This window comes from Streptomyces sp. NPDC047981 (genome assembly GCF_040653315.1).
Taxonomy (GTDB): Bacteria; Actinomycetota; Actinomycetes; order Streptomycetales; family Streptomycetaceae; genus Streptomyces.
Window position 1 is genome coordinate 1 of the sequence record NZ_JBEZNQ010000044.1, and the last position, 12,586, is coordinate 12,586.

General features: G+C 72.2%; 8 protein-coding genes and 1 pseudogene. 6 read left to right on the forward strand and 3 right to left on the reverse strand.

The genetic code is table 11. The features are described 5' to 3' along the window. The 6 genes and pseudogenes from AB0E14_RS24600 to AB0E14_RS24625 form a co-directional block, all read left to right on the forward strand. Positions 1-185 (forward strand): annotated as a pseudogene (locus tag AB0E14_RS24600) (sirohydrochlorin chelatase); the annotation flags it as partial. Positions 186-336: 151 nt separating this feature from the next. Continuing rightward, positions 337-1,668, forward strand: a complete 1,332-nt coding sequence (locus tag AB0E14_RS24605) for a deoxyguanosinetriphosphate triphosphohydrolase (protein WP_362421946.1) — start codon at positions 337-339, stop codon at positions 1,666-1,668. A 120-nt stretch (positions 1,669-1,788) separates the two neighbouring features. Further along, positions 1,789-3,051: an FAD-dependent oxidoreductase gene (locus AB0E14_RS24610; RefSeq protein WP_362421949.1), complete on the forward strand. Its 1,263-nt coding sequence runs from the start codon at positions 1,789-1,791 to the stop codon at positions 3,049-3,051. Positions 3,052-3,073: 22 nt separating this feature from the next. Further along, positions 3,074-4,969, forward strand: a complete 1,896-nt coding sequence (gene dnaG / locus AB0E14_RS24615) for a DNA primase (protein WP_362421952.1) — start codon at positions 3,074-3,076, stop codon at positions 4,967-4,969. Between the two features lie 155 nt (positions 4,970-5,124). After that, positions 5,125-6,063, forward strand: coding sequence for a hypothetical protein (locus AB0E14_RS24620; protein ID WP_362421955.1), 939 nt, complete (start codon positions 5,125-5,127; stop codon positions 6,061-6,063). A gap of 167 nt (positions 6,064-6,230) precedes the next feature. Beyond that, positions 6,231-7,379 carry an RNA polymerase sigma factor gene (locus AB0E14_RS24625; protein ID WP_362422053.1) on the forward strand — a complete coding sequence of 383 codons (1,149 nt, stop codon included), beginning with the start codon at positions 6,231-6,233 and terminating at the stop codon, positions 7,377-7,379. Between the two features lie 7 nt (positions 7,380-7,386). On the opposite strand, the gene AB0E14_RS24630 is transcribed toward AB0E14_RS24625, so the two are convergent. The 3 genes from AB0E14_RS24630 to AB0E14_RS24640 form a co-directional block, all read right to left on the reverse strand. Continuing rightward, entirely contained in the window at positions 7,387-9,315 is a 1,929-nt protein-coding gene (locus AB0E14_RS24630) for an ABC transporter ATP-binding protein (RefSeq protein ID WP_362421958.1), read from the reverse strand. After that, a complete protein-coding gene (locus AB0E14_RS24635; protein WP_362421961.1) occupies positions 9,315-11,048 on the reverse strand; it encodes an ABC transporter ATP-binding protein in 1,734 nt (577 codons plus the stop codon). Before AB0E14_RS24635 ends, AB0E14_RS24630 begins: the two co-directional genes overlap by 1 nt. 68 nt (positions 11,049-11,116) lie before the next feature. Continuing rightward, complete coding sequence (locus AB0E14_RS24640; RefSeq protein ID WP_362421964.1) at positions 11,117-12,556, reverse strand: FGGY family carbohydrate kinase; 1,440 nt, start codon at positions 12,554-12,556, stop codon at positions 11,117-11,119. Positions 12,557-12,586 lie beyond the last annotated feature (30 nt).

Sequence of the window (12,586 nt, forward strand, 5' to 3'; positions counted from 1 at the left end):
GCGTCGCCGTCGCCTCCTGCTTCACCGCCCCCGGCCGCTTCGCGGCCCACGCCGCCGCGCACGCCCCCTGGATCGCCGCGCACCCCCTCGGCGACCACCCCGCCCTCGCCCGCCTGGTCCTGCACCGCTACGACCAGGCGCTCACCGCCCCCGCGGCCTCCTGGCGAGAACTCGCCTCCGCCTGAGGGCCCATGGGCCGTCCCAGGACCTGCCCCGGGACTCCGCCCCGGGACTCCGCCCCAGGACCTGCCCCAGACCCGCCCGGACCGGCCACCGGACGGTGTCACCCGCACGCCAGGGACCCCATGTGTCCGTCCCGCCCGTTACCTTCGGTGCATGGAAGGCTTCGCGGACACCCCCGGCATCACGCACACCCCCGGTACCACGGACACCCCCGGCTACGACGACGGCGCCACCGAGCGCTGGGCCGCCGAGCCGGACAAGAGGCCAGGGCGGACCGCCTTCCAACGGGACCGCGCGCGCGTGCTCCACTCCAGCGCCCTGCGCCGGCTCGCGGGCAAGACCCAGGTCGTCACCCCCGGTTCCCGGAGCCATGCCTGGGACGCCAGCCCCCGCACCCGCCTCACCCACTCCCTGGAGTGCGCCCAGGTCGGGCGTGAGCTGGGCGCCGCGCTCGGCTGCGACCCCGACCTCGTCGAGGCCGCCTGCCTCGCCCACGACATGGGCCACCCGCCCTTCGGGCACAACGGCGAGGTCGCGCTCAACGAATTCGCCAAGGACTGCGGCGGCTTCGAGGGCAACGCCCAGTCGCTGCGGCTGCTCACCCGGATCGAGCCCAAGCGGTTCATCGCCGACCCCGCCGGCGGCCGGCCCGTCAGCGTCGGCCTCAACCTCACCCGTGCCGCGCTCGACGCCGCCACCAAGTACCCCTGGCCGCGCGGCGGTCACCCCGAGGACCCCGACTCCTCCAAGTTCGGCGTGTACGAGGACGACCTGCCCGTCTTCGAGTGGGCCCGGCAGGGTGCCCCCGCCCACCGCAAGTGCTTCGAGGCCCAGGTCATGGACTGGTCCGACGACGTCGCGTACTCGGTGCACGACTTCGAGGACGGGCTGCACGCCGGCCACATCGACCCGAACATGCTCTTCGCCGAGCCCGAGCGCGCCGAGATCTGGCGCGTCGCCATCGGCCGGTACGTCCCCCACGACACCGACCCGGAGGAGCTCGCCGAGGCGCTCGACCGGCTCGTCGACCAGGACTGGTGGCCGCACGGCTACGACGGATCGGCCGTCGCCCAGGCCCGGCTCAAGGACGCCACCAGCCAGCTGATCGGCCGCTTCGCCCTCGCCGCGGAGGGCGCCACCCGGCAGGCGTACGGATCCGGCCGCCTCACCCGGTACGCCGCCGAACTCGTCGTCCCCCGCGCGACCCGCAACGAATGCGCCGTCCTCAAGGCCGTCGCCGACCGGTACGTGATGCAGCGCGCCGAGCAGGAGGCCCTCCGCGCCGACCAGCGCATCGTCCTCGCCGAGCTCGCCGAGGCGCTCACCTCCCGCGCCCCCGAGGGGCTCGACCCGCAGTTCCGCGCCCTCTTCGACGCCGCGGACGACGACAGGTCGCGCAAGCGGGTGATCATCGACCAGATCGCCTCCCTCACCGACGCCTCCGCGCGCACCCTGCACGCCCGCCTCCGCCCGCGCCGCGCATGAGACCCGCCCTCTTTCGTCATCACGCTCCGTGCGGGACGCTCGGCGCAGGGCCCGAGGCGGAACGGCTCGCCGAACGCCCGGAGGCGTAGCGTAGAAGCGGTCGCAACGAGGAGGCATCAAGTGGTCGACGCAGATCAGACCTTCGTCATCGTCGGCGGGGGACTGGCCGGGGCCAAGGCGGCGGAGACGCTCCGCTCCGAGGGGTTCACCGGCCGGGTCATCCTCATCGGCGACGAACGCGACCACCCCTACGAACGCCCACCGCTCTCCAAGGGCTACCTCACCGGCAAGGAGGAGCGCGACAGCGTCTTCGTCCACGAGGCCGCCTGGTACGCCCGGGCCGAGGTCGAGCTCCACCTCGGGCAGCCCGTCACCACCGTCGACCGCGAGGCCCGCACCGTACGCCTCGGCGACGGCACCACCATCCGCTACGACCGGCTGCTGCTCGCCACCGGCTCCGAGCCGCGCCGCCTCGACGTCCCCGGCACCGGCCTCGCCGGCGTCCACCACCTGCGCCGGCTCGCCCACGCCGACCGGCTGCGCCACGTCCTGGCCGCCCTCGGCCGGGACAACGGCCATCTGGTGATCGCGGGCGGTGGCTGGATCGGTCTGGAGGTCGCCGCCGCGGCCCGCGGCTACGGCGCCGAGGTCACCGTCGTCGAGTCCGAGCCCACCCCGCTCCACCAGGTCCTCGGCCCCGAGCTCGGCCAGCTCTTCGCCGACCTGCACACCGAGCACGGCGTCCGCTTCGTCTTCGGCGCCCGGCTCGCCGAGATCGTCGGACAGGACGGCATGGTCCTCGCCGTCCGCACCGACGACGGCGAGGAGCACCCGGCGCACGCCGTCCTCGCCGCGATCGGCGCCGCCCCGCGCACCGCCCTCGCCGAGGCCGCGGGGCTCGCCCTGGTCGACCGCGCCCACGGCGGCGGCATCGCCGTCGACGCCTCGCTGCGCACCTCCGACCCGGAGATCTTCGCGGCCGGCGACGTCGCCGCCGCGCACCACCCGCTCCTGGACACCCGGCTGCGCGTCGAGCACTGGGCCAACGCCCTCAACGGCGGCCCGGCCGCCGCCCGCGCCATGCTCGGGCAGCACGTCTCGTACGACCGCGTGCCGTACTTCTTCTCCGACCAGTACGACCTCGGCATGGAGTACTCCGGCTGGGCCCCGCCCGGCTCCTACGACCAGGTCGTGATCCGCGGGGACGCGGGAAAGCGGCAGTTCATCGCCTTCTGGCTGAAGGACCGCAAGGTGCTCGCCGGGATGAACGTGAATGTGTGGGACGTCACAGAACCCGTTCAGAAGCTCATCCGGGCCGGGTCCCCGGTGGACACCGACGCCCTCGCGGATCCGTCCGTCCCCCTGGAGAGCCTCGTTCCCTGACCCGCCCACGTAGAATTCCCGCGTGGCAGGCAGGATCAACGATGACGACGTGAAGGCGGTACGGGACGCGGTCCCGATCGACGCCGTCGTGTCCGAGTACCTCCAGCTCCGCAACGCCGGCGGCGGCAACCTCAAGGGCCTGTGCCCCTTCCACGACGAGAAGTCCCCCTCCTTCCAGGTCAGCCCGAGCAAGGGCCTGTTCCACTGCTTCGGCTGCCAGGAGGGCGGCGACACGATCGCCTTCGTGATGAAGATCGACCACCTGTCCTTCTCGGAGACGGTCGAGCGCCTCGCCGCGAAGGCGGGCATCACCCTGCGCTACGAGGAGGGCGGCTACAACCCCGGCCACCAGCGCGGCGAGCGCATCCGGCTGGTCGAGGCGCACAAGGTCGCCGCCCAGTTCTACGTCGACCAACTCGACTCGCCCGAGGCCGAGATCGGCCGGAAGTTCCTCGCCGAGCGCGGCTTCGACCAGGCCGCCGCCGCGCACTTCGGCGTCGGCTACTCCCCGGCCGGCTGGGACCACCTCACCCGCTTCCTGCGCGGCAAGGGCTTCTCCGACAAGGAGCTGATCCTCTCCGGGCTCTCCCAGGACGGCCGCCGCGGCCCCATCGACCGCTTCCGCGGCCGGCTCATGTGGCCGATCAGGGACGTGGGCGGCGACGTCGTCGGCTTCGGCGCGCGCAAGCTCCGCGACGACGACAACGGGCCGAAGTACCTGAACACGCCCGAGACGCCGATCTACAAGAAGTCCCAGGTGCTCTACGGCATCGACCTGGCGAAGAAGGACATCGCCAAGGTCAGCCGGGCCGTCGTCGTCGAGGGCTACACCGACGTCATGGCCTGCCACCTCGCGGGCGTCACCACCGCCATCGCCACCTGCGGCACCGCCTTCGGCGGCGACCACATCAAGATCCTCCGCCGGCTCCTGATGGACAACGGCTCGGCCCGGGTGATCTTCACCTTCGACGGCGACGCGGCCGGCCAGAAGGCCGCCCTGCGCGCCTTCGAGGACGACCAGAAGTTCGCCGCCGAGACCTACATCGCGATCGCCCCCGACGGCATGGACCCCTGCGAGCTGCGGCTCGCCAAGGGCGACCAGGCCGTCGCCGAGCTGGTCGAGCCGCGGACCCCCCTGTTCGAGTTCGCGCTCCGCCAGATCGTCGCCCGCTACGACCTGGAGACCCCGGCCGGCCGGGCCGCCGCCCTCGACGAGGCCGCGCCGATCGTCGCCCGGATCAAGAACATCGCCTCCCAGCACGAGGTCGCCGTCCAGCTCGCGGGCATGCTCGGCATCCTCGACACCCCGTTCGTGGTCAAGCGCGTCGCCCAGATCGCCCGGTGGCAGCGCGACCGCGGCGGCCGGGGCGCGCCCGCGCCCGCGGCCCCGCAGCGCGGCTACCAGAACACCCAGGCGCCCTCGGCCGCCCCCGCGGGCCCCGCGCTCAACCTGCGCAGCCCCGCGCACCGCACCGAGCGCGAGCTGCTCAAGCTGGCCCTGCAGCGCCCCGAGCTGGTCTCCCCGGCCTTCGACGCGTACGGCGTCGACGAGTTCACCGCCCCGCCCTACGCGGCCGTCCGCCAGTGCGTCCAGGACGCGGGCGGTGCCACCGGAGCGCCCGCGGACTACCTGTCCGCCGTCCGCGAGGCCGCTCCCGACGACACCGTGCGCGCGCTCGTCACCGAACTCGCCGTCGAGACGATCTTCGCCAAGGTCGTCGACGAGGTCTACGCGGGCGCCCAGCTCGTCTCGGTCAGGCTGCGCGCCGTCGACCGCCGCCTCCGCGACGTCCAGGGCACCCTGGCTCGCCTCGGCCCGCACGGCGACCCTGCCCAGGTGGCCGCCGTACAGAACGAGTTGTGGGTCCTCACCCAGTACGGCCAGTCGCTCCGCACCAACGGCGCCGCGGCCCTCTAGGGCCTGTCGTCCGGACCCCGGGGGTACGGCTCCGCACCGCATGGAGGATGATGCGCGGCGGAGGGATTCGAATGCGTTCAGAAATGCGGGATCAGGTGGGGGCGGGGGCCCCGTGGCAGGCACAGGTCGCGGCCCGGGCGCAGACGCCGGTTCGGGTGAGTGACCGGTTCGGCGCGGCGTTCACGGCGTCGTTCTCGGTGCTGTTCTTCGAGGCGGTGATCGGGGCGATCGTCTTCTTCGTATGGATGGAGACCCAGGAGGTCCCGGCCCTCGGCTACAACCTGTTCAACATCCTCTTCCTGTTCGTCATGGGACTGGTCGCCGTGGCGGCCGGGGCGGTCGGCGCCGCCCTGCTGTCGGCCGGCGTGGTGATACCGCTCGTGGCCGTCGCCGGATGGCTCGGCCGCAAGGTCTCGGGGCGCGACGTCTGGTGGTGGATCCCGCTCCTGGCGGCCGTCGGCGGCACCCTGCCGGGGCTGGTCTTCGCGTCGATGGTGCCCGCCGGGTTCCCGGCGAACGTCGAGTCGGGCCTCATCGGGTGGTTCATCGGCGCCGCGGCGCTCGGCGTCCCGGCGCTGGTCGTCCGCAGGCTGGTGCTGCCGGACCGCCCGCGGGTGTCCGGCATCGCGATGTTCGGCCGGGTGGCGCTGTACGGGACGCTCGGCGTCGTCGTCACCGGCGCGTTCGCCGGTGCCGCACTGTACGCCGGGATCGGGTACGAGCCGCCGCGGCTGACCGCGGAACGGCTCGCCGGGACGTGGTCCGACGGCATGGGCGGCAGGATCACCTTCACGGCGGACGGCAAGGTCACGGCCGACGGGGTCAGGACCTTCGGCTTCCGCGACGACCGTGACGACGCGGGCCGGCCCTGCGCGGGTGCCGGCACCTGGGTCCACGACCCCGGCGACGGGGCGTGGTCCCAGAACGTGGAGGTCTCCGTCGACGCCTGCAAGGGGAGCCTGGGCCCCTGGGAGGTGTTCGGGACCCCCGAGCACCCGAAGCTGTACGTGCTCGTCGGCGACCCCGACGCCTGGGACCTGTACATCCTGGAGCCCGACGACCAGCCCCGCGAGGAGCCCGTCAGGGACAGGTGAACCGGTCGGCGCCGCTCGTGGCGCCGATCCGAAGGGGCCTCCCCCAGGGCACTTCTGACGTTCGGTCACCTCCCGAACTCAAAAAGTCACCGCACGCCCCTCGTGGCAGCGATGTGTCGTACCCCACACTGGGAAGCGGTGCCTGAGCCCCCGGAGCACCGGCAGCGATCACCCTGGAGGTCGCCCCCGTGCAGACCCAGACCCTGTCCGACGTCGTGCCCGGGCAGCGCCCGGCCGCCCACCACCCGGAGGCGCCGGCCTCGGCCGCCCCCGCGGAGCCGGTCGAGGGAGCCGATCCGCCCGAGCCCGCGGAGCAGCCCGAGCCCACCGAGCCCGCCGACTTCGTGGACGACACGCCCGAGCCGGAGCCGGTCCCGCGCCGCGTCTCCGATCTCGGCGGCAACGGGCCCTCGTCGGACCTGTTCCGCCAGTACCTCCGCGAGATAGGCCGCATCCCGCTGCTCACCGCCGCCGACGAGGTCGAGCTCGCCCGCCGGGTCGAGGCCGGGCTCTTCGCCGAGGCGAAGCTCGCGGGAACCCCCGACCTGGACTCGCAGCTCGCCCACGACCTGGACCGGCTCGTCGTCCTCGGCCGGATGGCCAAGCGCCGGCTCATCGAGGCCAACCTGCGGCTTGTCGTCTCCGTCGCCAAGCGGTACGTCGGACGCGGCCTGACCATGCTCGACCTGGTCCAGGAGGGGAACCTGGGCCTGATCAGAGCCGTCGAGAAGTTCGACTACGCGCGCGGCTACAAGTTCTCCACGTACGCGACCTGGTGGATCCGCCAGGCGATGTCCCGGGCCCTCGCCGACCAGGCCCGGACCATCCGCGTCCCCGTCCATGTCGTCGAACTCATCAACCGGGTCATCCGCGTCCAGCGCCGGATGCTCCAGGAACGCGGCTACGAACCCACCCCCGAAGAGGTCGCCGCCCAGCTCGACCTGGCCCCCGAGCGGGTCGGCGAAGTGCTCCGCCTCGCCCAGGAACCGGTCTCCCTGCACGCCCCCGTCGGCGAGGAGGACGACGTCGCCCTCGGCGACCTCATCGAGGACGGCGACGCCGCCAGCCCCGTGGAGTCCGCCGCGTTCCTGCTGCTGCGCGAGCACCTGGAGGCCGTGCTCTCCACCCTCGGCGAGCGCGAACGCAAGGTGGTCCAGCTCCGCTACGGCCTCGACGACGGCAGGCCCCGCACCCTGGAGGAGATCGGCCGGCTCTTCGGCGTGACGCGCGAACGCATCCGCCAGATCGAGTCGAAGACCCTCAACAAGCTGCGGGACCACGCCTTCGCGGACCAGCTACGCGGCTACCTCGACTAGGCCGCCCCTAGTCGACCTCCGCGACCGCCCGCGCGAACTGGGCCGCGTACAGCCGCGCGTACGCCCCGCCGGAGGCCAGCAGCTCGTCGTGTGTGCCCTGTTCGACGATCGAGCCGTTCTCCATCACCAGGATCACGTCCGCGTCCCTGATGGTGGAGAGCCGGTGCGCGATCACGAACGAGGTGCGGCCGTGCGCGAGGCGGGCCATCGCCTTCTGGATGAGCACCTCGGTACGGGTGTCGACCGAGCTGGTCGCCTCGTCCAGGACCAGGATCACCGGGTCCGACAGGAACGCCCGCGCGATGGTGATCAGCTGCTTCTCACCGGCGCTGACGTTCCCGCCCTCGTCGTCGATGACGGTGTCGTAGCCGTCGGGGAGGGTGCGGATGAAGCGGTCCGCGTGCGCGGCACGCGCCGCCTGCTCGATCCGCTTCCGCGAGACCTCCCCGCCCGCCCCGTACGCGATGTTCTCGGCGATCGTCCCGCCGAAGAGCCAGGTGTCCTGCAGGACCATGCCGATCCCGGCCCGCAGCTCGTCGCGGGACATCGCCGCGATGTCGATCCCGTCCAGGGTGATCCGGCCCGAGGTCACGTCGTAGAACCGCATCAGCAGGTTCACCAGCGTCGTCTTGCCCGCGCCCGTCGGGCCGACGATGGCGACCGTCTGCCCCGGCTCCACCGTCAGGGACAGGTCCTCGATGAGCGGCTTGTCCGGCTCGTAGCGGAACGCCACCTCCTCCAGGGCGACCTTGCCCAGCGACTCCGACGGCCGCTCGCTGCGCGGCGCGTCCGGCTCCTGCTCCTCGGCGTCGAGGAGCTCGAAGATCCGCTCGGCGGACGCCACACCCGACTGCACCAGGTTCGCCATCGACGCGACCTGCGTCAGCGGCATCGAGAACTGGCGGGAGTACTGGATGAACGCCTGCACGTCACCGATCGACAGCGTGCCGCTCGCCACCCGCAGACCGCCCACGACGGCGACGAGCACGTAGTTGATGTTCGAGAGGAAGACCATCACCGGCTGCATCACGCCGCTGTTGAACTGGGCCTTGAAACCGGCCTCGTACAACGCCTCGTTCTGCTCGCGGAAGTCGGCGGCCGACTCGTCCTGCCGCCCGAAGACCTTCACGAGCCCGTGCCCGCTGTACATCTCCTCCACGTGCGCGTTGAGGGCGCCCGTGGACTTCCACTGCTGCACGAAGTGCGGCTGCGAGCGCTTGCCGATCCTCGTCGCCACGACCACCGACACCGGCACGGTCACCAGCGCGACCAGCGCGAGGAGCGGGGAGATCCAGAACATCATCCCCAGGACGCCGACGATGGTCAGCAGCGAGTTGATCAGCTGGCCCATCGACTGCTGGAGCGTCTGCGAGATGTTGTCGAGGTCGTTCGTGGCCCGGCTCAGCACCTCACCGCGCTTGGCCCGGTCGAAGTACGACAGCGGCAGCCGCGCCAGCTTCGCCTGCACCTCCTCGCGCATCCGGTAGACCGTCCGGTTGATCACCCTGATCGACATCCGGGTCGCCACCAGCATGAGCAGACCGGCCGCCACATAGATCGCGAGGACGAGCAGCAGCACCTTGCCGACGGCCGTGAAGTCGATCCCCTGTCCGGGGGTGAAGTCCACCCCGGACAGCATGTCCGCCATCCCGCTGTCGCCCTTGGCCCGCAGGGCCTCGATCGCCTGCGCCTTCGTCGTGCCGTCGGGCATCTGCCGCCCGACCACGCCCGCGAAGACCAGGTCGGTCGCCTTGCCGAGGATCAGCGGTCCGAACACCGAGCCCGCCACGCCAAGCACACAGGCGACCAGCATCAGCCACAGCGGGCCCCGCTCGGGCGCCAGCTGCTTCAGCAGCCGCTTGCCCGAGCCCTTGAAGTCCATCGACCGTTCGTTGGGGCCGCCGCCGGCCATCATCCGTCCGCCAGGACCGGCCATCAGGCTGCCTCCGCCTCGGTCAGCTGGGAGAGCACGATCTCCCGGTACGTCTCATTGCCCGCCATCAGCTCGTGATGGCGTCCGGTGCCCACGACCCGGCCCTCGTCGAGGACCACGATGCGGTCCGCGTCCCGGATGGTCGACACCCGCTGGGCGACGATCACGACGGTCGAGTCCGCCATCTCCGTCTTCAGCGCCTCCCGCAGCAGCGCGTCGGTCTCGTAGTCGAGCGCCGAGAAGGAGTCGTCGAAGAGATAGATCTCCGGCCGTTGCACCAGCGTCCGGGCGATCGCGAGCCGCTGCCGCTGACCACCGGAGACATTGGTGCCGCCCTGCGCGATCGGCGCGTTCAGCCCGTTCTCCAGCTTCTTCACGAACTCCGCCGCCTGCGCGACCTCCAGCGCGTGCCACAGCTCCTCGTCACTCGCGTCGGGCCTGCCGTACCGCAGGTTCGTCGCGACCGTCCCGGAGAAGAGGTACGGCTTCTGCGGCACGAGCCCCACCGTCCGCGCCATCAGTTCGGGCGCCAGCTTCCGCACGTCCACGCCGTCGACGAGCACCTCGCCGCCGGTCACGTCGAACAGCCGGGGCACCAGGCCGAGCAGCGTCGACTTGCCGCTGCCGGTCGAACCGATGATCGCCGTCGTCTCGCCCGGCCTGGCCACCAGCTCCACGTCCCGCAGGACGGACTCCTCGGCACCCGGGTAGCGGAAGTCCGCGCTCCTGACCTCCAGGTGGCCGCGCCGCCCCAGCTCGCGCACCGGCTCGGCCGGCGGCACGACGCTGCTCTCCGTACCGAGGACCTCCTCGATGCGCTCGGCGCACACCTCGGCGCGCGGCACCATCATGAACATGAAGGTGGCCATCATCACGGACATCACGATCTGCATCAGATAGGCGAGGAAGGCGGTCAGCGCGCCGATCTCCATCCCACCGCTGTCGATGCGGTGCGCTCCGAACCAGACCACCGCGACGCTGGAGATGTTCACGACCGTCATCACCGTCGGGAACATCAGCGCCATCAGCCGGCCCGTCGCCATCGAGACGTCGGTCAGCTCGGTGTTGGAGCCCTTGAACCGCTCCCGCTCGTAGTCGTCCTTCACGAACGCCCGGATCACCCGGTTGCCGGTGATCTGCTCCCGCAGCACCCGGTTCACCGTGTCGAGCCGCTCCTGCATCGTCCGGAACAGCGGACGCATCCTCCGCACGATCAGCGAGACCGCGATGCCGAGCACCGGCACGACCGCGATCAGCACCGCCGACAGCGGCACGTCGAGGCTGAGCGCCATGACGATGCCGCCGACACACATGATCGGCGCCGAGACCATCAGCGTGAACGCCATCAGGACCAGCATCTGGACCTGCTGGACGTCATTGGTGGTACGGGTGATCAGCGACGGCGCGCCGAAGTGCCCCACCTCCCGGGCGGAGAACGACTGCACCCGGTCGAAGACCGCGGCGCGGACGTCCCGGCCCAGCGCGGAGGCGGTCCGCGCGCCGTAGTAGACGGCGCCGACGTTGCAGACGACCTGGATCACCGAGACGGCGATCATCAGCGCGCCGAAGCGCAGGATGTAGCCGGTGTCCCCGTCCACGACACCGTTGTCGATGATGTCCGCGTTGAGGGTCGGCAGGTAGAGGGACGCGCAGGTCTGCAGGAACTGCAGCAGGACCAGCAGGCCGATGGGCTTCTTGTACGGTCGAAGGTGGGTTCGGAGAAGTCGTAGGAGCACGGGTCCTACTATCGCCCGCGCCCCCACGACGTTACGAGCCGGTTTTGTCGAGTCTTGAAGAGACTCCGCTACGAGCCGAACGCACCCGGGTGGATCTGCTCCCGCGTCGCCACGTACTGCTGCCGGACGGCCTGGCCGACGGCCAGCTCGTCACCCGGTTCGAAGATCTGCGCGGCGGCGCCCTGCCAGGCCGGGGGAGCGGCCGGCGACAGCGTGCCCTGCGCCACCCCGAGCGCCCAGGCGGCCTGCCGGGCCGCGCCGAGCGCCGCGTAGTCGGCGGGCTGCGGGACGACGACCTGCGCCCCGAAGATCGCGGGGGCGATCGCCTGGACGGCCGGCAGCTCGGCCGCAGCGCCCAGCAGGAACACCCGGCGCACCTCGACCCCGCGCCCGCGCAGTACGTCCATGGCGTCGGTGAGCGCGCACAGCATGCCCTCGAACGCGGCCCGGGCCAGGTGCTCGGGCTTCATCGACTCGCGGCGCAGCCCGCTGAGCGTGCCCGCGGTGTGCGGCAGCTGCGGGGTGCGCTCGCCCTCCAGATACGGCAGCAGCACGAGCCCCGAGGCACCGGGCGTCGACTTGAGCGCCAGCGCCGACAGCTCCTCCAGGCTCTCCGCGCCCAGCATCTCGGCGGTGCCGCGCAGCGCCCGCACCGCGTTCGAGGTGTGGACGACGGGCAGGTGCATCCCGGCCGCGTCGGCGAACGAGGTGATCAGGCCCTGCGGGTCGGCGAGCGCCTCGTGGTGCACGGCCATCACCGAACCGGAGGCGCCGAGGGAGACGACCGCGTCCCCGAGCCCGAGCCCGAGCCCGAGGGCGGCGGCCATGGTCTCGCCCGTACCGGCGGAGATCAGCAGGCCCTCGGGGGTGGTCCCGGCGGCCTCGGCGGGGCCGAGCACCTCGGGCAGGACGGCCTGGTGGCCGAGGGCCAGCTCGACGAGGTCGGGCCGGTACGCGCCGGAGCCGGCGGACCAGTAGCCGGTGGCGGAGGCGGCGCCGCGGTCGGTGGTGCGGCGCACCGGGCGGCCGAGGAGCTGCCAGACGAGCCAGTCGTGCGGCTGGAGGAGCATCGCGACGCGCTGGGCGTGCTCGGGCTCGGAGCGGGCCAGCCAGCGGAGCTTGGCCACCGGCTGCCCGGACTGCGGCACGGAGCCGACGGCCTCGGCCCAGGCCTGCCGGCCCCCGAACGCCTCGACCAGATCCGCGGCGGCCACCTGCGCGCGCTTGTCGTTGCCGACCAGGGCGGGCCGGACGAGCCCGCCCTGCGCGTCGAGGGGGACGAGCCCGTGCTGCTGGGCGGAGACCCCGATGGCCTGCACGCCTTCGAGCAGCCCGCCGCCGGCCGCCTCGCCGAGCGAGAGCAGCCATGCCTGCGGGTCGACATCGGTGGCCTTGGGCTCACCCGGGTGCGGGGCGTACCCCTGACGCAGTACGGCACCCGTGTCCGCGTCGCAGACGACGATGCGTGTGAACTCGGCTGAGCTGTCCAAGCCGGCGACTATCCCCATGGGAGGGATTCTGCCGCACGCGGAGGAGTA